17 protein-coding genes are annotated in these 20,201 nt (G+C 72.5%); 12 read left to right on the forward strand and 5 right to left on the reverse strand.

The window, feature by feature from the left end; translation table 11 throughout:
* Window positions 1-61: 61 nt before the first annotated feature.
* Both VK501_RS08485 and VK501_RS08490 read right to left on the reverse strand, forming a co-directional pair.
* Complete coding sequence (locus VK501_RS08485) at window positions 62-904, reverse strand: SDR family oxidoreductase (RefSeq protein ID WP_324336606.1); 843 nt, start codon at window positions 902-904, stop codon at window positions 62-64.
* Window positions 905-1,098: 194 nt separating this feature from the next.
* The gene (locus VK501_RS08490) at window positions 1,099-1,788 is read right to left on the reverse strand and encodes a histidine phosphatase family protein (protein WP_324336608.1); all 690 of its coding nucleotides are present in this window, start codon (window positions 1,786-1,788) and stop codon (window positions 1,099-1,101) included.
* Window positions 1,789-1,841: 53 nt separating this feature from the next.
* On the opposite strand from VK501_RS08490, the gene VK501_RS08495 reads away from it, so the two are divergent.
* From VK501_RS08495 to VK501_RS08505, 3 genes are read left to right on the forward strand one after another with little or no spacing between them, the layout of a single operon-like run.
* On the forward strand, window positions 1,842-2,381 hold the full coding sequence (locus VK501_RS08495; RefSeq protein ID WP_324336610.1) for an acetyl-CoA carboxylase biotin carboxyl carrier protein: 540 nt from the start codon (window positions 1,842-1,844) through the stop codon (window positions 2,379-2,381).
* A 7-nt stretch (window positions 2,382-2,388) separates the two neighbouring features.
* Complete coding sequence (locus VK501_RS08500) at window positions 2,389-3,765, forward strand: acetyl-CoA carboxylase biotin carboxylase subunit (protein ID WP_324336612.1); 1,377 nt, start codon at window positions 2,389-2,391, stop codon at window positions 3,763-3,765.
* The gene (locus VK501_RS08505; protein WP_324336613.1) at window positions 3,765-5,225 is read left to right on the forward strand and encodes a hypothetical protein; all 1,461 of its coding nucleotides are present in this window, start codon (window positions 3,765-3,767) and stop codon (window positions 5,223-5,225) included. The genes VK501_RS08500 and VK501_RS08505 overlap by 1 nt, the downstream gene beginning before the upstream one ends.
* Here VK501_RS08505 and VK501_RS08510 read toward each other — a convergent pair.
* Window positions 5,203-6,027 carry an acetoacetate decarboxylase family protein gene (locus VK501_RS08510; RefSeq protein ID WP_324336615.1) on the reverse strand — a complete coding sequence of 275 codons (825 nt, stop codon included), beginning with the start codon at window positions 6,025-6,027 and terminating at the stop codon, window positions 5,203-5,205. The genes VK501_RS08505 and VK501_RS08510 overlap by 23 nt on opposite strands.
* Before the next feature lie 307 nt (window positions 6,028-6,334).
* Between VK501_RS08510 and VK501_RS08515 the strand changes: the two genes are divergently transcribed.
* From VK501_RS08515 to VK501_RS08525, 3 genes are all read left to right on the forward strand, one after another.
* Window positions 6,335-7,672: an ABC transporter substrate-binding protein gene (locus tag VK501_RS08515; RefSeq protein WP_324336616.1), complete on the forward strand. Its 1,338-nt coding sequence runs from the start codon at window positions 6,335-6,337 to the stop codon at window positions 7,670-7,672.
* Window positions 7,673-7,762: 90 nt separating this feature from the next.
* On the forward strand, window positions 7,763-10,513 hold the full coding sequence (locus VK501_RS08520) for a branched-chain amino acid ABC transporter permease/ATP-binding protein (RefSeq protein ID WP_324336618.1): 2,751 nt from the start codon (window positions 7,763-7,765) through the stop codon (window positions 10,511-10,513).
* A complete protein-coding gene (locus VK501_RS08525; RefSeq protein ID WP_324336620.1) occupies window positions 10,510-11,214 on the forward strand; it encodes an ABC transporter ATP-binding protein in 705 nt (234 codons plus the stop codon). The genes VK501_RS08520 and VK501_RS08525 overlap by 4 nt, the downstream gene beginning before the upstream one ends.
* Here the strand turns inward: VK501_RS08525 and VK501_RS08530 are convergent.
* Both VK501_RS08530 and VK501_RS08535 read right to left on the reverse strand, forming a co-directional pair.
* Window positions 11,207-11,659 carry a DUF3237 domain-containing protein gene (locus VK501_RS08530; RefSeq protein ID WP_324336623.1) on the reverse strand — a complete coding sequence of 151 codons (453 nt, stop codon included), beginning with the start codon at window positions 11,657-11,659 and terminating at the stop codon, window positions 11,207-11,209. The two genes, VK501_RS08525 and VK501_RS08530, sit on opposite strands and share 8 nt — an antisense overlap.
* A gap of 10 nt (window positions 11,660-11,669) precedes the next feature.
* On the reverse strand, window positions 11,670-12,461 hold the full coding sequence (locus VK501_RS08535; RefSeq protein WP_324336625.1) for an acetoacetate decarboxylase family protein: 792 nt from the start codon (window positions 12,459-12,461) through the stop codon (window positions 11,670-11,672).
* A 303-nt stretch (window positions 12,462-12,764) separates the two neighbouring features.
* Here VK501_RS08535 and VK501_RS08540 point away from each other — a divergent pair, with 303 nt between their 5' ends.
* The 6 genes from VK501_RS08540 (at window position 12,765) to VK501_RS08565 (ending at window position 20,198) form a co-directional block, all read left to right on the forward strand.
* Window positions 12,765-14,705: a helix-turn-helix domain-containing protein gene (locus VK501_RS08540; RefSeq protein ID WP_324336627.1), complete on the forward strand. Its 1,941-nt coding sequence runs from the start codon at window positions 12,765-12,767 to the stop codon at window positions 14,703-14,705.
* A gap of 109 nt (window positions 14,706-14,814) precedes the next feature.
* On the forward strand, window positions 14,815-15,855 hold the full coding sequence (locus VK501_RS08545; protein ID WP_324336629.1) for a thiolase family protein: 1,041 nt from the start codon (window positions 14,815-14,817) through the stop codon (window positions 15,853-15,855).
* A gap of 128 nt (window positions 15,856-15,983) precedes the next feature.
* Window positions 15,984-17,510 carry a class I adenylate-forming enzyme family protein gene (locus VK501_RS08550; protein WP_324336630.1) on the forward strand — a complete coding sequence of 509 codons (1,527 nt, stop codon included), beginning with the start codon at window positions 15,984-15,986 and terminating at the stop codon, window positions 17,508-17,510.
* A gap of 18 nt (window positions 17,511-17,528) precedes the next feature.
* Window positions 17,529-18,296: an SDR family NAD(P)-dependent oxidoreductase gene (locus VK501_RS08555; RefSeq protein WP_324336632.1), complete on the forward strand. Its 768-nt coding sequence runs from the start codon at window positions 17,529-17,531 to the stop codon at window positions 18,294-18,296.
* Window positions 18,297-18,474: 178 nt separating this feature from the next.
* Window positions 18,475-19,512 (forward strand): zinc-dependent alcohol dehydrogenase, encoded by a 1,038-nt coding sequence (locus VK501_RS08560; protein WP_324336634.1) that lies wholly within the window; start codon window positions 18,475-18,477, stop codon window positions 19,510-19,512.
* The gene (locus VK501_RS08565; protein ID WP_324336636.1) at window positions 19,509-20,198 is read left to right on the forward strand and encodes a histidine phosphatase family protein; all 690 of its coding nucleotides are present in this window, start codon (window positions 19,509-19,511) and stop codon (window positions 20,196-20,198) included. The genes VK501_RS08560 and VK501_RS08565 overlap by 4 nt, the downstream gene beginning before the upstream one ends.
* Window positions 20,199-20,201 lie beyond the last annotated feature (3 nt).

Here is a 20,201-nt window from a genome sequence, read left to right on the forward strand (position 1 = left end):
CGGCCCGGCGCCGAGCCTGTCGGCCCGGCGCCGGCCGGCGTGCTCCCCAGCGGGGTCGATGTCAGCCGGGGAAGGAGCGCGCGGTGCAGCCGCCGTCGACAACGAGCGCCGCGCCATTGCAGTAGCTCGCCTCGTCGGAGGCCAGGAACAGCAGCGCATGGGCGATCTCCTCGGGGCGCGCCGGGCGGCCCATGGGGGAGAGTGCCGCGGCCGTCGCCTCGTCGTCGAAGATGCTGACGACCGGCGCGATCATCGGCGTGTCGACGAAGCCCGGGCACACCGCGTTGGTGCGGACGCCCTGCTTGGCGTAGGTGATGGCCATCGACCGCGTCAGGTTGACCAGCGCGCCCTTGGCCGCCGTGTAGGCGTGCGCGTCGTAGAGCCCGGTGATGCCGGCCATGCTGGACACGTTGACGATCGCGCCGCTGCCCTGCTCGAGCATGCGCGGGAGGGCGGCGCGGATCATGAGGAAGTAGCCCTCGAGGTCGACGCCGCCGATGATGTCGCGCCAGTTCTGCAGCGACGCCTCGTGGATGCCGGCCATCGTGCCCGGGTTGTCGATGCCGTACTGCCATCCGACGCCCGCGTTGTTGATGAGGATGTCGACGCGCCCGTAGGCGTCGAGCGCGGCCTGGACGACGCGCTCCTGCGAGGTGACGTCCTCGAGGTCGGCGGGCACGATGATCCCGTCGCCGCCGGCGCCCTTGACGGCGTCCAGCCCGGCCTGCAGCTTGGCCTCGGTCCGCGCGGTGCCGACGACCTTGGCGCCCTCGCGGCCGAAGATCTCCATGGCCTGCCGGCCGATGCCGCTGCTTGCGCCGGTGATGATCGCGACCTTGTCGCGCAGGCGCCCGCCGGTTGCGGGATGGGGGGTGACGGTGACGTCGTCCTTGAGGCTGCTCATGGCGCTCCTTTGGGTCGGTTGGGCGGACGCTACGTCCGCCCGCGCGCGGGCGAACGCCGGCGCGGGGCCAGGCTTGTGGAAAACCCACACGCCCCTCCGCGGCCCGTTCCGGGCGACCCCGACGGCCGGTATCAATGCCTCTGGGCAGCGCAGGCGCAGCCCGACCCCATCCGATGCTCGCCGCTCAGCCCCCATCAGCGAACGGCGCCACCCGCGCCTCCCGGCTGCCACTCGCGTGGGAGGTGTGCGGTCTCGTTGAACGCCACCAGCACCCAGCGACCCTCGGGCATCCGGACCAGGCGCGTGACCGAACCGTTGCTGTTGGTCAGGAACGCAAAGCCGTCGCTGCGGGTGACCTGCCGGCAGGCCTCGGCGATCACCCCGCTGTGCGTGAAGGCGACGGCGATCTCGCCGGGCGCCGCCGCGTCTGCCGCCAGGCCGATGCCGCGGGCGACGCGGGCCGCGAACGCCTCGCCCGGTTCGGCGTTGGGGATCAGGTCCCAGCGCTGCGCGCGCATGACGCGCGCGACCTCCGGGTCGCCGTTGCCGGCGCGCCGTGCGAGCTCACCATGCTCCCAGTCGCCGAGCTCGACCTCGCGCAGGTCGTCCAGGACGCCGGCGTCGTAGCCGCGGGCGGCCAGCAGCGGCGCCGCGGTCTCAGCGGTGCGTCGCAGGGGCGACACGTACACCTTGGAGATCGGCTCCTGTGCGAGGCGGACCGCCACCGCCGCCGCCTGCGTGCGCCCGTGCTCGTTGAGCGACGGGTCGTTCTGGCGGCCGATGCGCGGGCCGTCGACGGCGTGATGGACCGAGCCGTGGCGGACGAGGTACAGCTCCTGGGCGCCGTCCGGGGGAGCGAAGGGGCGCTGGAAGTCGACGTTCATGGGCGCAGCATGCCTGCCGTCAGCCGCGCCGACCGACTGCGGAGGCCGCCGGTATGGAGATGAACCCAGAGACGATCCGCGCGCTGCTTGACGCGTTCGAGCGCAGCGACTGGCAGGAGATGACGGTGACGATCGGGGCCGACCGGCTCCACGTGTCGCGCGACGGCGTCGTCGAGATGCCGGCGCCCACGCCGCCGGCGCCGGCGCCCGCGCCGGCCCCCGTGGCGGCGCCGACGCCGAACGGCGCCCCGGCCGCCGCGCCCGCGGTCGAGGCCGCGGTCACCGCGCCGCAGGCTTCGGCCGCGGCGTCCCCTGCACCCGCGTCCGCCGCGCGCGACGCGGACGTGCCAGGCACGGTCATCCCGGCGCCCTCCGTCGGCCTCTTCTGGCGCGCGCCGTCGCCCAGCAGCCCGCCGTTCGTCGAGGTGGGCAGCCGCGTGAGCGTCGGCGACACCGTCGGGATCGTCGAGGTCATGAAGTTGATGAACCACGTCGTGGCCCCGGTCGCCGGCCTCGTCACGGGCGTCCACGTCGCCGACGGCGCCATGGTGGAGTTCGGCCAGCCGCTCGTCGTAATCGACCCGGAGGCCTGAGCGCGACGTGGCCGGCCTGCGGCGCGTGCTGATCGCCAACCGCGGTGAGATCGCGGTGCGCATCCTCCGGGCGTGCTTCGACGAGGGCTTGGAGACCGTGCTCACCGTGTCCGAGATCGACCGTGACAGCCTCGGCGCGCAGCTCGCCGACCGCAGCGTCTGCATCGGGCCGGCGAGCGCGAGCCAGAGCTACCTCGACCTGGACCGCGTCATGACCGCGGCGCTGGTCACCGGCTGCGACGCGCTGCATCCCGGCTACGGCTTCCTGTCCGAGCGCCCCGAGCTTGCCGCCGCGTGCGAGCGCGAGGGCATCGCGTTCGTCGGCCCGTCGGGCGCCGCGATGCGCCGCAGCGGCGACAAGGCCACCGCGCGCGCGCTGGCCCGCGAGTTGGGCATCCCGGTCGGCGACGGCTCCGACGTGCTGACCGACGCGCAGGAGGCCCGAGCGAGCGCCGACGCCATCGGCTACCCGGTCCTCCTGAAGGCCGCCGCCGGCGGCGGAGGGCGCGGCATGCGCCTCGTCGAGGCGCCCGAAGACCTCGACGGCGCGTACGACGCGGCCTCCGGCGAGGCCCAGCAGGCGTTCGGCGACGGCCGGCTGTTCGTCGAGCGCTACGTGCGCCGCGCGCGCCACGTCGAAGTGCAGGTGCTCGCCGACGGCCACGGCACCGTCGTCCACCTCGGCCATCGCGACTGCACGCTGCAGCGTCGCTACCAGAAGCTCGTCGAGGAGGCGCCCGCCTATGGCCTGCCGCCCGACCTGGAGCGCGAGATCACCAGCGCCGCGACGCGCCTGATCGGCGCGCTTGACTACCAGGGCGCCGCGACCTGCGAGTTCCTCGTCGATGTCGAGCGCAACACCTACGCCTTCCTGGAGATCAACGCGCGACTGCAGGTCGAGCATCCGGTCACCGAGATGGTCACCGGAGTCGACATCGTGCGCGAGCAGCTACGCATCGCCGGCGGCGCTCCGCTGTCGTTCGGCCAGAACGACGTGGCGATCGCCGGCCACGCGATCGAGGTGCGCATCAACGCCGAGCGACCTGAGCGCGGGTTCCTGCCCGCGCCCGGGCTGCTGACCCGCTGGGTCGCGCCGATCGGCAGCGACGTGCGCGTCGACACCGCCTGCTTTCCCGGCTGGAGCATCCCCCCGCACTACGACTCGCTCTTGGCCAAGGTCGTCGCCCACGGCGCCGATCGCGACGCGGCACTGGCGCGCCTGGTCGCCGCGTTGCGCCATCTGCGTGTCGACGGCGTCCCGACCACGACCGACTTCGCGCTCGACGTGCTGCGGGAGCCCGACGTGGTCGCCTGCCGCGTGCACACCCGGTGGCTCGAGGAAGAGCTGCTGCCCCGTTGGACCACCACCCTGGAGGCCGTCTGATGGCGCGCATCGAGTTCATCGACCAGTCCGTGCGCGACGGCCAGCAGAGCCTGTGGGGCATGCGCATGAGCCCCAACCACATCCTCCCGGTGGCGGAGGCCATCGACACCGCGGGCTACCGCGTGATCGACCTCACCGGCAGCTCGATCTTCGAGGTGCTCGTGCGCTTCCGCCAGGAGGACCCATGGCGCGGGCTCGACGCGCTGCGCGCCGCGATGCCGCGGTCGGTGCTGCGGGCGGGCACGCGCGTCAACGGGGTGGTCGGCATGGGCATCACGCCGGACTCGGTCATCGAGCTCTGGGTCCAGACGCTCGCCAAGCACGGCATCGGCAGCCTGTGGATCTTCGACTGCCTGCACGACGTCGACAAGATGCTCCACGTCGCGGGCATCGCCCGTGCCGCCGGCCTGGCGCCGTCGCCGCAGCTGAACTTCAGCGTCTCGCCGATCCACACCGACGAGCACTACGCAGACATCATCGAGCGCATGGTCGCCGGCGGCGTCGCCGAGACCATCATCTTGGGCGACGAGGCCGGCGTCCTGGGCCCCGAGCGGGCCCGCGGCTGGATCCGGATGGCACAGGAGCGCGCCGGCGACGTCCCGCTGGAGATGCACTTCCACAACAAGACGGCGATGGGCACGCTGAACCACATCATCGGCGTGGAGGAGGGCCTGACGATCCTGCACACGGCGGTCTCTTCGCTGGCCAACGGGCCGTCGATGCCGTCGACCGAGATCGCGGTGGACAACATGCGCCGGCTCGGCCATGACGTGTCGCTCGACGACTCGCGCCTGGCCGAGGTCTCCGAGCACTTCGCCGCGCTGGCCGTCGAGGAAGGCCATCATCTCGGCGAGCCGGCCGAGTACAGCCTGGCGACCGTGATGCAGCAGTTCCCGGGCGGGATGACCGGCACGCTGCGCAACCAGCTCAAGACCTACGGGATGGAGGATCGCCTGCCCGCCGTGCTCGAGGAGGCGGTCCGCGTCCGCGCCGAGCTCGGCTACCCGATCATGGCCACGCCGTTCTCGCAGCTCGTTGGGATCCAGGCGCTCCTCAACGTCGTCCAGGGCGAGCGCTACACGACGATCCCCGACGAGAACCTCATGTACTTGGCGGGCTGGTACGGCAAGCCGCCCGGCGAGCTGGACCAGGAGGTCCTGGACCGCGCCTCGTCCGCCGAGCGCGGGCGCGCGATCCTCGGCGGCGAGGCGCCGCAGCCATCGCTGGCCGAGATCCGCAAGGACCACGGAGAGCACCTCTCCGACGAGGAGCTGCTGCTGCGCTTCCTCATCCCCGGCCCCGACGTCGACGCGATGTACGCCGCCGCCAAGCCGGTCGAGCCCATCCATCCTCTGACGGGCCCGAACGGCTTGAGCTGGCTCGGGGACCTGCTGCGCCACCCGGATGGTCGCTCGGTGAGCGCGACCCGCGGCGGCGTCAGCGTGTCGCTGCGGCGCTGACCGCGCGCCCCTCGCTGTCGTAGGTGTCGCCGGCGAGATAGTCGTGGACGACCTTGCCGTAGCCCAGGTCGAAGTCGAACACGCCGAACCAGCCCTGGATGATGCGCGTGGGGGCGAGTAGATGCCACGGGTCGACGGCCGAGCGCGCGTCCATCGACACCGATGCGCGGCCGGTCCAGAGCTTGGGCGTGCCGGCGGCGCTGGTGTGCAAGGGCGCGACGACGTCCAGACGCACGAGCTGGCTCACCGAGGGCGGCCCCGGTTCGGCGTTGGGGATCAGCCGGGTCGAGAGCACCGGCAGGTCGTCGAGCTCCGCGGGATCCTGCAACCGGTCGCAGGCGATCGCCATCGTCATCAGGCGCTGGCCGCGCGGGCGCTCGACGGTGAACAGCATCTGCTCACCGAACGGCGTGCCCGACCCGCCGCTGTGGCGCTCCATGACCGCGAGCTTCTTGGCGAAGCCCCAGATCTCCCGGCCGGCCACGAGCGGGATCTCGTTGTCGGTGAAGATGAACGGCTGGTACAGGAACGTCTGCCCGCCGAACGTCGCGCGGATCATGATGTAGGCCTCGTTGTAGGGGCCGAACGCCGAGAACGGGATCCACCGGCCCCAGGCGATGCAGACCGGCACCTCGTCTGCCGGCTCGACGCCCGGTGGCAGCAGCGCGGCCACGCCGTCGGGGTCGGGCTCATACGAGATGAAGATGTCCTCGACGCCGCGGTAGTGGTAGGGCGGCGGGGGATAGGCCGACCCCGGGCCGATCGGGAGCGAGAACGACTGGTTGTACGTCGCGTGGTCCACTGCTGCCTCCTTGGGGTTTGCGGTCGAGGCTGCTGCTCCGGCCGTGGCGCGACAAGGCGAGGTTGATCCACGTTTGGGGAAACCGCGACGCGCCTCGCGCCGGCTCGGGCAGCGACGGCGCCGGCCAGCGAGGGTGGTGCTCGCGACATGCGCGGCACCGCGGTGGAGCACCGTGATCGCCCCGCCACAGCAGTTCCCGTCGAGGCTGTTGGCGTTTCCCCAACAGCGCATCAGCAAGGCGCCCGCCGCCGCAGGGCCCGAATCTACGCTTGCCGCGGCATTGCGCATCCCCAGGAGGAGGCACGTCATGAGAGACAGACACGTCAGGTCCGCTGGACCGCGACGCACGCCGTTGCCGCTGGTCCTCGTCATCGCGTTGGCGTTCGCCGCGCTGACGCTCGCGGCCTGCGGTGACAGCAAGAGCAACGACAACGGCAGCAGCAGCAACGTGACCGCCGCGCCGGCCGCGAAGACCACCACGGACACCGGCACGGTGACGCCCGCCGGCACGGCGGCCACCGGCACGCCGATCAAGACGATGACGATCACATCACTGGACTCGCAGGGGCCCGTCTACCCCAACATCGCAGTCACCGCCAAGGCCTATGAGAAGTGGGTCAACGCACGCGGCGGCATCGGCGGACGTCCGCTGAGCGTCGAGGTCTGCGACGAGCACGGCAAGCCCACCGACGCCGCGGCGTGTGCGCGCAAGGCGGTCTCCGACAAGGTGGCGGCGGTCGTCGGCTCCTTCTCCTTCCTGGGCACGAACATCATGCCCGCGCTGAGCAAGGCGGGCATCGCGGCGTTCGGAGAGTGCTGCCCGATCACGGCGCCGCAGTGGACGGGCAAGACCTCGTTCCCGATGGGGACCCAGCCGCTCTACGCCGTGGCGCTCATCAAGCGCGCGGTGGTCGACGGCTGCAAGAAGATCAACGCGGTGATCATCGACGGCGCGCAGGGCTTCGTGCCGCCGATGAAGAACGCGATGAAGGCCTACGGCAAGTCGTTCGGCAAGACGGTGATCCTGCCACCGACAGGGCAGGACTACAGTCCACAGGTCGCTGAGGCGACCAGCGGCGGGGCGGACTGCGTCGTGATGATCGTGTCCGAGACGCCTTACGTCGCCTGGAACCAGGCGTGGGTGCAGTCGGGCACCACCGCCCGGATGTACGGGCCTCAGGGCAACCTCGACACCGTCTCGATCAAGGGCCTGGGCAACAAGCTCGACGGCTCGGTCATCGCCGGCATGTACCCGGACATCTCGACCGCTCCGTGGGCCGACTACCGGCAGGCGCTCAAGGACGCCGACGCGGATCCGGCCAACGACTACAACTCGCTCGGCGGGTTGGGCACGTGGGCCGCGTACACCGGCTTCAAGCAGGTGGCCGAGGCGGTCTCGGGCGGCGCGGACAAGATCGACGCCACGTCGTTCGTGGCGCAGGCGGGCAAGACCACCGACCTGGACACCAAGGGCATGGTCCCGGTCATCGACTTCACCAAGCCGTGGACCGAGAACCCCCCGTTCATCCGGCTGTTCAACCGCACCGCGGTGTACAGCACGATCAAGGACGGCAAGGTCGTGCCACTGACGACCGAGTTCGAGGACGTCGGCGAGCTGGCGCTGGGAAAGAAGCCGACCTCGTGACCTGACGCGTCACCGGCTCCGGGACCCGGCCTGGGTCCCGGAGCCGGCTGGTGCGGTCTCGTCGGCAACCCCCGTCTCAGGAGAGATCACGTGGAAGAGGTCATCCGGTTCGCGTTCCTCGGCTTCGGCATCGGCGCGCTCTACGCCCTGGGGTCGCAGGGGCTGATCGTGATCTACCGCGGCTCCGGCGTGCTGAACTTCGCCATGGGAGCCATCGGCATGGCGGGGGTCTTCCTGTGGTGGGACCTCCACGAGCAGCAGGGCTGGGGCTTCTGGCCCGCGCTGGTCGTCGGTGTCGGCTTCTCCGCGCTCATCGGCGCCCTCACCCACCTGTTCATCATGCGACCGCTGCGGCGCTCGTCGCCGCTCGTGCGCGTCATCGCGACGCTCGGCGTGCTCGTCACGCTGCAGGCGATCGCCGTGCTGCGGTACGGCTCGACGCCGCGCTTCGTCACCAGCCAGCTGCCGACGGACATCGTGCACATCCACGGCACGATCGTCATCTCGGCCGACCGCCTGATCCTGCTGGGGATCGCCGCGGTGCTGACGCTCGGCCTGTGGCTGCTGTACCGCTTCACCACCTTCGGGCTCGCGACCTCCGCCGTGGCCGAGAACGAGCGCGCGGCGGCCTCGCTGGGCTGGTCGCCGGACCGCATCGCCGCGGCCAACTGGGTCCTCGGCTCCGCGCTGGCCGGGCTGGCCGCCATCCTCATCGCGCCGATCGTCACGCTGCAGGTGACGGTCATGACCAACCTCATCCTGGCCGCCATCGCCGCGGCCCTGGTGGCGCAGTTCCGTTCCTTCCCGATCGCGCTGCTGGCCGGCGTGGCGATCGGCATCGCGCAGACCGAGCTCAACCGGTACGTGCACCAGCCGGGCTTCGGCGACTCGGTGCCGTTCATCGTGATCGTCGTCATGCTCGTGATCACGGGCCAGGCGCTGCCGCTGCGCGACTACTTCCTGCAGCGGCTGCCCTCGATCGGGAGCGGTCGGATCAACTGGCGCGGGATCGGGTTCGGCGTCGCCCTCACGGCCCTGCTGCTGGCGACGCTGTCGACCCAGTGGACGGACGCCATCACGGTGACCCTGTGCGTCGCATTCGTCCTGCTCTCGATCGTCGTCGTCACGGGCTACGCGGGCCAGCTCTCGCTGGCGCAGTACGCCATCGCCGGCTTCGGCGCGTGGGTGGCGGGCCGCCTCGTGGCCAGCCAGGGCGTGCCGTTCTGGCTGGCGCTGATCATCGGCGTCGCGGCCACCGTTCCCGTCGGCGTCGCGTTCGCGATCCCGGCGGTGCGGACCCGCGGGATCAACCTCGCGGTCGTGACGCTCGGCCTCGGCACGGCGATGGAGCTGATGCTCTTTCGCAACCCGGCCTACACGGGCGGCATCGGGGGGACGCAGGTCGGCGACGCCAACCTCTTCGGCTGGGACATCAACTCGATCACCCACCCGACGCGCTACGGGCTGTTCGTCCTGGCGTTCTTCGTGCTGTGCGTGGTGGTCGTCGCCAACGTGCGCCGCGGGCGCAGCGGGCGGCGCATGATCGCGGTGCGCACGAACGAGCGCGCGGCCGCGGCGCTGGGCATCAGCGTGCCCGCGGCCAAGCTGTACGCCTTCGGCCTGTCGGCCGCAATCTCGGCGCTGGGCGGCATCCTGCTGGTCTTCCGCCTGCCCAGCGTGGACTACACCGAGTTCACCAACTTCACCTCGATCACCGACGTGGGCCTGGCGCTGCTGGGCGGCCTCGGCTTCCTGGTCGGTCCCGTGATCGGCGCGACGCTGGCCGCCGGCGCGTTCAGCCAGCAGCTGCTCACGTCGATCTTCTCGTCGAGCGTCGGCAAGTACATCGACCTGATCGGCGGCATCAGCATCCTGGTGATCGTCCTGCTCAACCAGGACGGGATCGCCCGCGAGCAGATCAACCAGATCCGCGGGCTGCGCACGGCGCTGGGCAGGCGCTTCCCGCGCGTGGCGATCCGGCCGCCCGCGGTGCGCGAGCTGCCCGAGCGCAAGGTCGTGCCGGTCGCGCCGCGCACGTTGGAGCTGCGTGACCTGACCGTGACCTACGGCCCGTCGGTCGCCGTCGACTCCGTCTCGCTCGCGGTCGTGCCCGGCCGCGTGACCGGCCTGATCGGCCCCAACGGCGCGGGCAAGACGTCGCTGATCGACGCGGTGACCGGCTTCGCCCGCACGGCCGGCGGCACCCTGCACCTCGACGGGACCGACATCACCCGCTGGTCGGCGACCAAGCGTGCCCGCGCGGGCCTGGGCCGCTCCTTCCAGTCGCTGGAGCTGTTCGAGGACTCGACCGTGCTCGACAACCTGCGGGTCGCGTCGGACCCGCGCGACCGCGCGTCCTACCTGCGCGACCTCGTCTGGCCGGTCAACCCGCCGCTGCCCGGCGAGGTCATCAGCGCGATCCGGGAATTCAGCCTGGCGGAGGATCTCGATCGCACCGTGGAGGACCTGCCCTACGGCAAGCGCCGCCTGCTCGCGATCGCCCGCACGGTCGCGACGCAGCCCAGCGTCGTGCTGCTCGACGAGCCCGCGGCGGGACTGGGCGACGCCGAGACCGCCGAGCTGGCCCAGCTCGTCCGCCGCCTGGCCGACGACTGGGGGATGGCGATCCTGCTCGTCGAGCACGACATGAACTTCGTCATGTCGGTCTGCGACGACATCGTCGTGCTGGACTTCGGCCGCCAGATCGCCTCGGGCACGCCCGAGGAGATCCGCCGTGACCGCCGCGTCGTGTCCGCCTACCTCGGCGAGGACGACGGCGACGAGCCCGCCCATGCCGCGCCCGGGCCAGCGCCCGCCGCCGCCAAGGAGGTCCCCCGATGAGCACCGTCGTCTCCGCCCGGGGCGTGAGCGCCGGCTACGCCGGGCGGCCGGTCATCCACGACCTCGACCTCGAGGTCAGCGCCGGCGAGGTCGTGTGCCTGCTCGGTCCCAACGGCGCCGGCAAGACCACCACCATGCTCACGCTCAGCGGCGAGTTGCCGCAGCTGTCGGGTGAGGTGGCCTTCGACGACGCCGTCACCGACGCGCCGCTGCACCGCCGCGCCCGCGCCGGGCTGGCCTACGTCACCGAGGAGCGCTCCGTCTTCAAGGCGCTGTCGGCACGCGACAACCTGCGCTGTGGCGGTGTGACCGCGGAGGACGCGACGGCGCTCTTCCCCGAGCTCGAGAAGTGCATGGACACGCGCGGCGGGCTGCTCTCGGGCGGCGAGCAGCAGATGCTCACGCTCGCCCGCGCGCTGTGTCGCCAGCCGCGGGTCCTGCTGGCCGACGAGCTGTCGCTCGGCCTGGCGCCGCTGGTCGTCGACCGTCTCCTCGCGGCCGTGCGCGTCGCGGCCACCGAGGGCGGCGCGGGTGCGCTGATCGTCGAGCAGCACGCGCGCAAGGCGCTGCGCTACGCGGACCGCGTCTACGTCATGAGCCGGGGGCGCATCGTGATGGCGCTCACCGCCGCCGAGGCGCAATCGCGGCTGGCGGAGATCGAGAGCACCTACCTGGCGGGGACGAAGGCCGCGATCACGTGACCCGGTGCACCCGGTACTCGACGACCGGGCCCGGATGCAGCCGGCCTTCCCCGACGAAGAGCGTGCGGTTGACCCACGCGTAGCGCTCGTCGCCGGTCTCCAGCCGCGGGGCGGTGCGGAAGTAGTGCTCGTCGTACTGGCTCGGGCGCGTGCCGGCGTTGGCGGCCAGAGCGGCCTCCGTGTACTCGATCACGCCGAAGTACTGGACGTAGATGTGCGCTCCGTCGTCGGTGGTGATCGTCAGGCGCACGTCGAGCAGGCCCCAGCCGTCCGGGCCGATCAGGACCCAGTCGCCTCCGCCGCTGCCAACCGTGCCGCGCAATCGCGCGCCCGTCACGTCGCCGCCGAGCACCTCGCGGATGCGCCGCGTGCCGAGCGGGCCGGGACCGACCGGCACCGACGGCGCCAGCCGCGCGGTGAAGGTGAACTCCTCGACCAGCTCCATCGCCGCCGGCTCAGGCGACCGGCACCAGGGCGGCCGACTCGGTGTCGAGCGCGCTCCAGTCGTCGTGGCGGCCGTGGTGGTAGGGCAGGAAGGTCTCGGCCGGCACGGTCGCGACCGCCTGGCAGGCGCCGATGAGGTCGCACTCCATGAACGCGCCGCGCAGCACCGAGACCACCGGCAGCTCGTCGAGCGGGTCGTGAACGCTGCCGCGCAGCACCACGCTGCCGGCCCCGTCCTGCGCTGCGACGACGTGGGTCTGGAACGTCGCGCGCGTGAGGATCGCGTCCTCCTGCAGCCCGACGCCGTCGGCGCTGGGGCGCGCCTTGAAGTTGTAGTTGATGCCCTCGACGTCGGCGCTGCCGAGCTGGTTGGGCAGCTCGCCGTGCAGCTCCATCAGCCGCACGCCGCCGCGGTCCAGCCAGCCGTGGAACGTGTCGCCGTGGCGGTGCAGCGTGCTCTCGGCCAGCTTCTTCGGCTCGCCGAAGAGATCGCGCCCGTAGATCGTCGGGACGTCGTTGTCCATGTACATGGCCAGGACGTAGTCGCCGTCGAGGCCGTCGTGGCGCGCCGCGACGTAGATCGCCGCGCCATGGAAGTCGCCGACGCAGTTGGACTGCCAGCGGCCGATCATGGCGGTGACGCGCGGCGCGTCGGCCGGCTCGAGCGGGGGCGGGAGGATGCGCGCGACCACCGTCGGGTCGGTGAGGAAGTCGACCGTCAGCATCTCGCCATTGACGAACCGCGGATGGCGCAGCGCCTCCTGGATGCGGGCGATCTCCTCGGGGTGCTTGACGAAGCCCATGGTGCCTCCAAAGCGAGTTGGCGATGAAGCGCCGACCGTATTCCCGCGCGCCGCCGGCCGGCCGGGGGCGCCGGCGCCCACCTTGGTGGAGTCACAGGGAGAGACCGATTCGGGGTTGCCGCAAGGGGCGAGCCGGCGGATCGTACGCGTGTGCGGCGTCGCCGCCCACGCTTCTTTGTCGTCGGACCACAACGTGGGGCGTCGGGATGGGGCGCGGAGGACGACGACGCGCGCCGCGTGGCGGTCTAGCGTCGGCGAGGTCACCGGTCGGGTCAGCGCCCGGCTTCAGGAGGAGGGGTCGAGTTGGACATCACGCTGGAGCGGGACGGGCAGCTGCCCGGTCCCGAGATCGCCGACTGCGAGGCGTCGCCCGACGCCGAGGGTCTGCGGCGTGCGATCGCCGCGTTCGCCCTCGTCGCGGCGGCCGTCGAGGGCAGCTCGGACATCGACGAGCTGCTCGAGGTCGTCGCACGCCAGATCAGCGCGCTGGTGGGCGTCGACCGGTGCAGCATCCACTTACGCGACGAGAGCGCAGGCGTGTTCCGCGGCTGCGTCGGCCACGTGGGGCAGCAGGAGCTCGGCGCCGACATCAAGCGGTCGCTGGCCGGCGTGCCGGCCGACGGCATCACCGCCGAGCTGCTGCAGACGTTGCGGCCGGTGATCATCGCGGACGCCGCCACCGACCCGCGCTCCGTGCAGTCCACAGTGCGCTACTGGAAGATCCGCTCGATCATGGCGGTGCCGATGGTCTTCAAGGACGAGGTCATCGGGGTCGTCTTCCTGGACAACGTCGACCGGCGCCACGAATTCACCGAGGAGCACGCGGACCTCGCGTTCACGTTCGCGGGGCTGGCCGCCGTCGCCGTCATGGACGGGCAGTCGCGCGCGCTCCTGCGCGCGCAGCTCGATGCCCAGCAACGCCAGATCCGGGCACTGCGCCGCGCCACCGCGGTCGACGAGCGCCTCAGCGACCTCGTGCTGGAGGGCAAGTCGCTCGACGAGCTGCTCGCCACGCTCGCCGAGCTGCTGGGCAAGCCCTGCGCCGTGCACGGCGCCGACGGCGACCGCCTGGCCACCGCCGTCCCGCCCGGCGCGGACGACGGGATCGCGCCGCGGCTGCTGGAGGCTCCGCACGTCGAGCGACCCGAGGTCCAAGAGGCGCTCGCCGCGCACGCGGGCAGCCGCGCCTTCCTCGTCGGCCCGCTGCCGGCAGCCGGGATCCTGCACCGCTACGTCGTGGCGCCCGTGCTCGTCGGCTCCCAGATCTGGGGCCACCTCGTGGTCATGGAGCACAAGCGCCGCTTCAGCGGCGGCGATCTGCTGACGCTGCGCCGCGCCGCGACGCTCGTCGCCCTGCAGGTCACGACCGAGCGTCGCGCGATCGAGGCCGACTGGAACGCCGGCGCGTCGCTGGCCGCCGAGCTGCTGGGCGGGTGCTCGGACGTCGCGCTGGCCAAGCGCCGCGCGGACCGCCTTGGCGTGCGACTGGACATCCCGCGCGTCGTGACGCTCATCTGCGCGCGCGACAACCGCGACCGCCGCATCCTCGACTTCCGCGCCATCGTGCGGGCGTTCGCGGACCGCGCGCCGGACCTCACGGTCCAGGCGATCGCGACGTCGGCGGGCGTCGCCGCGTTGCTCTCGCTGCCTGACGGCGCCGACGAGCAGGAGTTCGTCGCCCGCGTCAAGCACCTGCTGCACGAGATCTGCGACAAGCTGTGTCCCGAGGGCCTGCTCGTCGCCGCGGTATCGGGCGTGCGCTCGAACCCGGCCGAGTACCGGGCCGCCTACTTCGACGTCCAGCAGGTCGTCGCGTGCCTTCAGCACTACTCGCCGCGGCCGGGCGCGGCGGTCTGCTCGGCCGATGAGCTCGGCGCGGGCCGGATGTTCCTGGCGACCTCGGATCCACAGCTCGTGGCCAACCACGCCGAGAGCACCCTGGGCGGTCTGGTGGAGGATCCGTCCAAGGCCGACCTGCTCGCGACGCTGCGCTCGTTCTTCGACAACATGGCCAGCACGCGGCGCGTCGCCGAGCGGCTCGGCGTGCACGAGAACACGATCCGCTACCGGCTCTCGCGCGTGGAGCAGATCACGGGCCTGGCGATCACGCACGACCCCGACGCGCAGCTGCAGGCAAGGCTGGCGCTGTTGGTGCTGATGCTCCAAGGTCGCGTCCCCGAGGCCGCCGTCGCCGAGGCCCCCGCGACGACCACGCTGGTCGTGGTCTCCAACACCGCCGGCTGACGCGCGCTTGGGGAAAGCCCAACCAGGGCTTCAGCCGGCGAAGACCGCGCCCCGCCGCCCTTGCCATGCTCGCCCTCGGTCCAACGGTGAGGAAGACAGGGAGGTCCAGGTGCGCGACGTCTTCGTGGCGGGCGTCGGCGCGACGACGTTCGGGAGATCCGGGCGCAGCGCCGGTGCCCTGGAGCGCGACGCGCTGGCCGCGGCGATCGCCGACGCCGGCCTGACGGCCGCGCAGGTCGGGGGGGTCGCGCGGGCCGCCGGCCGGGGCGAGGGCCGGGCCGGCCGGGGCCTGCGGGCGCTGGGGCCGGCGAGCGTGTCGGCGGCCCAGGCGCTGCAGCGCGGCTGGCACGCTGTCGCCAGCGGGGAGCTCGACGTGGTCATCTGCCTGGGCGTGCAGACGCTGCGGACCACCCACGATCACGCCGCGCTCGTCGCCGTTCGCGCCCGGGCGGCCGAGGCCTACATGTCGCGGTCCGGCGCGACGGCCGGCCACCTGGCGCGCGTCGTGGCCAAGAACTCCGCCCAGGGCGCCGAGAACCCGCGGGCGCTGCTGGCCCGCGCGCACGGCGCGGCTGAGGTGCTCGAGAGCGAGCTGCTGGTGGACCCGCTGCGCCGGCTCATGGTCGCCGAGCTGTCCGACGGCGCCGCTGCGGTGGTGCTGACCGCGTCGCGCCGGCGGCGCGGTCCGGGGCCGCGCCCGCTGCGCATCCGCGCGTCGGTGCTGGCCCGTGGGCCCGTCGGGGAGGTCAACGGCGCGGTGGCCGAGGCGGGCCGGATGGGCTACCAGGCCGCGGGCATCGGCCCGGACGACGTCGACTGCGCCGAGGTCGACGACGCAACCGCGGCCGGCGAGTTGATGTCCTATGAGGCCCTGCAGTTCGCGCCCGAGGGCCAGGGCCCCGAGTTGGTGGCGGCCGGGTTCACGATGCTCGGCGGCGTGTTGCCCGTCAACGCCAGCGGCGGCATGCTGGCCCTGGGCGAAGCGGTCCACGCCTCGGGCGTCGCGCAGATCTGCGAGCTGGCGTGGCAGCTGCGCCGGCAGGCGGGGCGCCGCCAGGTGGCCGGCGCCCGCGTCGGGCTGGCGTGCAGCGCGGGGCCCGCCGACGATGGCGCGCAGGTCGTGTCGCTGACGATCGTGACGGCCGGCTGAGCGCCCGACGGGCGCAAGCACACGCGTAGGCCGCGCGCAACGGTGGCCGGTGACGCCGTGGTGGCCCGCACAACGGGCGGGCCGGCAGCGGCCGGGCGCGAGTCCGCCCGCCTGCGACGCTGGGCGTCGTGCTCTCCACCGAGATCGAGACGCTGCCCCAGCTGCTGCAGACCCGAGCCGTCGAGCTCGGCGACGCCCGCTTCGTCCGCGACGCCCGTCAGACGTGGTCCTACGCCGAGCTGGCCCACCGCGTGACCGAGATCGCCGCGGGGCTTCGGGCCCGCGGCCTCCGCCAAGGCGACGTCGTGGGCGTGGTGCTGCCCAACGGCCCCGAGTACCTCGAGGTGTGGTGGGCGGTCCTCTGGCTCGGCGCGGTGTTCAACCCCGTCAACGCGGACCTCACGACGCGCGAGGCGGTCGCGATCCTGGAGGACTCCGGCGCCGTGGCCATCGCCTGCCGTGCGGACCGCGTGCCCGGGTTCGAGGCCGCCCTGGAGGAGCTCCCGGCCCTGCGCGAGCTGATCGCGGTCGAGCCGGGCGTACCGGACCCGCTGCACGCGCTGCGGGGCGACGGCGTGGTCCGCGAGCCCGCCGCCGCCGGCGGCGACGACCTGATGTCCTTGGTCTACACCTCGGGGACGACCGGCCGGCCGAAGGGCGCGATGCTCTCGCACCGCAACTTCCTGACCGACACGCGCATGCTCGCCGAGCTGGTGCCCGCGGTGCGCGGCGACGTGCTCGGGATGGTCCTCCCGCTGTTCCACGTCAACGCGCAGCTCGTCACCACCGTGATGCCGATGCTGATCGGGGCGGAGGTCGCGATGTGGGACCGCTTCTCGGCCTCGACCTTCTGGAAGACGGTCGCGGAGTTCGAGCCGGTGACGTTCTCGGCGGTCCCGACGATGCTCGCGGCCCTCCTGCACGCGCCGGGCGCCGACGAGATGGCCGACAACTCCGTCCGCTACGTCATCTGCGGCGCGGCGCCGCTGTCACCCGCGCTCTTCCGGCGCTTCGAGGAGAAGTTCTCGATCGCGATCCTCGAGGGCTACGGGCTGACCGAAGGCGCCTGCTGCTCGACCCTGAACGCGTTCCTCGGGCCGCGCAAGATCGGTTCGATCGGGATGCCCGTCCGCGGCCAGGACGTCGTGATCCTCGACGAGGCCGGCCGGGTCGCGCCCGACGGCGAGCCCGGTGAGGTCTGCGTGCGCGGGCCCAACGTCATGCAGGGCTACTACAACCGCCCCGATGCCAACGCCGAGACGCTGCGCGACGGCTGGCTGCACACCGGCGACGTCGGCTACCGCGACGCCGACGGCTTCTTCTTCCTGGTCGACCGCAAGAAGGACATGATCATCCGCGGCGGGGAGAACATCTACCCGCGCGAGATCGAGGACGTCCTGCAGGAGCACCCGGGCGTGCTCGAGGCCGCGGTGGTCGGCCGCCCCGACGAGGTGCGTGGGGAGGAGGTCCACGCGGTGGTCGTCCTCGCGGCGGGCACCGAGCTGGTCGACGTGGAGGCGCACTGTGCCGAGCGGCTGGCGCGCTTCAAGGTCCCGACGACCTGGGACGTGGTGGACGCGCTGCCCAAGACCTCGACGGGCAAGATCGACAAGAAGCCGTTGCGCGCCGGCGTCGCCGGCGGCGCACCGGCCTGAACAGGAGAGATCGCCAGAATGGGCATCCTCGACGGCAAGTCCGTCCTCATCACCGGCGCGGCGAGTGGCATCGGACGCGCCACCGCGCTGGAGGCACACGCCGAAGGAGCAGCGCTGCTGCTGTCCGACGTCGACGCCGACCAGGGCGAAGCGCTCGCGGCGGAGATCGCCGGGGCCGGCGGCACGGCGACGTTCAGACCGTGCGACGTGACCGACGAAGGGCAGGTGGAGGCGCTGGTCTCCCGCGCGCGTGAGGACGGCGGCCTCGACGGCGCGCTGAACTGCGCCGGCATCCTCGGGACTGTCGGGCTGACCGGCGATACGAGCTTCGACGACTGGCGCCGGATCCTCGACGTCGACCTCAACGGCGTGTTCCTGTGCACCAAGCACGAGGTCCGCGCCATGCTCGGCAACGGCGGCGGGTCGATCGTCAACATGGCGTCCGCGGCGGGTCTGATCGGCTGGGCGGGAGCACCGGGCTACGTCGCGGCCAAGCACGGCGTGGTCGGGCTGACCAAGGCCGCGGCCGTCGAGTACGCGGCCGAGGGCATCCGGGTCAACGCGATGTGCCCGTCCTACACCGAGACGCCGATGGTCTCCGACTTGTTCGACAACCTGCTCGGCGGCGACCCCGAGGCGCCCAAGGCGGCGCTGGCGAACCATCCGATCGGCCGCTTCGCGCGGCCGCAGGAGATCGCGGCAGCCTGCGTCTGGCTGCTCTCCGACAAGGCTTCGTTCGTCACCGGAACGGCGATGAGCGTGGACGGCGGCTACACGGCGCCGTAGTCCTCGACCGGCAGCCGGGCCGGCGGCGTCCCTCCTCTTCCGCCGTCCCGGTCTGCCTCGGGGGCCGATTGGGGTTTGCCCAACGACCGCTGCGCCGCCGGGACGGCGCGGCGCGCGCGATGAGCCAGGATCGGCGCATGGACCGACGCAGCAGCAACGACCACGCGCAGGTGCGGCGATGAAGGCGGCGGTGTTCAAGGGCGTCCAGGACATCCAGGTCGAGGACGTCGACGAGCCCGAGGCCGGCCCGACCGACCTGGTGGTGTCGGTCGCCGCGTGCGGCATCTGCGGCTCCGACCTGCACACCTTCCTGCACGGCTCGTTCGTCGAGCCCGGCCAAGTGATGGGCCATGAGTTCGCCGGCGAGGTCATCGCCGCCGGTACCGACGTCCAGGGCCTGGCCGTCGGCGACCGCGTGACCGCGTCGCCGATCGTGCCCTGCGGCCACTGCGCCCGCTGCGCCGAGCAGCGCTACAACCTGTGCGCCGAGGCGTGGACGACCGGCATCGCCTACGGCCGGCCGGGCGCGTTTGCCGAGCGCGTCCGGATCCCGAACTCGGTCGCGGGTGAGAACGTCTTCAAGTTGGACGAGTCGGTTCCCGACGAGGCGGGCGCGACGGTCGAGCCGCTCGCCGTCGCGGTGCACGCGGTGCGCCTGGCCGGCGACGTGGCCGGCCAGACCGCGCTCGTGCTCGGCCTCGGCACCATCGGTCAGCAGGTCGTGCAGGTGCTCAAGGCCTACGGCGCGGGCCGCGTGATCGGGATGGACCTCTCGCCGCTGCGCCTGCGGGCCGCCGCCGAGCTGGGCGCTGAGGCCGTTGATGGCGCCCCGGGACTGCAGGATGCGCTGGCCGCCACGCTCGGAGAGGGCGGCGAGGTCGACGTGGTCTTCGAGTGCTCGGGCGTGCCCGCGCTCAACGCCGCCGCGTTGGACGCCGTCAAGGCCGGCGGCACGATCGTGGTGCTGGCGCTCTACGACGACGACGTGTCGTTCAACCCGACGGTGCTCGTGCAGAAGGAGATCCGGCTGCAGGGCAGCATCGCCTACACGAGCGACGACTTCGGCGAGGCGGTCGCGCTGCTCACGCGCGGAGCAGTCCAGTTCGCGCCGTTGATCACGCAGCGCGAGTCGCTGGACGACGTCGCCGGCGCGTTCGCCGTGCAGCTGGAGAAGGACCGCTCGCTGAAGGTGCTGATCACTCCCAACGGGGCATGAGCGACCGCGACGGCTTCGAGCAGGTTCCGTACGCGCTGCCTGCCGGGGCGACTGAAGTCGTCCTGGTCCGGCACGGTGCGTCGGCGGCCGCGGTGTCCGGCGCGCGCTTCCCGCTGGTCGACGGCCGCGGCGACCCGCCGCTGTCGGAGGCCGGCCACCGCCAGGCCGAGGCGATCGCCGCGCGCCTGGCCGCCGACCCGCCCTCGCGGCTGTACGTCACCAACCTGCGCCGCACCCACGAGACCGCCGCGCCGCTGGTCGCCGCCACCGGCCTCGAGCCGATCGTCGTCGACGACCTCGCCGAGGTCCGCCTCGGCGACTGGGAGGGCGGCGAGTACCGCGTTCGCGCCGGCCGCGGCGACCCGATCATCAAGCGGATGTTCGCCGAGCAGCGGTGGGACGTCATCCCGGGCGGCGAGTCGATGGAGTCGCTCGGCGGCCGCGTGCGCGCCAGCATCGAGCGGATCGTCGCCGAGACCGGGCCGGACGCGGTCGCGGCCGCGGTCGTTCACGGCGCGGTGATCGGCGAGCTGTGCCGGCAGGCCACCGACAGCCGCCCGTTCGCCTTCGTGCACTCCGACAACGGCTCGATCTCGCGGCTGGTGGTGCTGGCCGACGGCCGCTGGCAGCTGCGCTCGTTCAACGACACCTCGCACCTCGCGGTGCGCGCCGCCCCGATCCTCTAGGAG

The sequence above is a fragment of the Baekduia sp. genome (assembly GCF_035318805.1).
Lineage (GTDB): Bacteria > Actinomycetota > Thermoleophilia > Solirubrobacterales > Solirubrobacteraceae > Baekduia.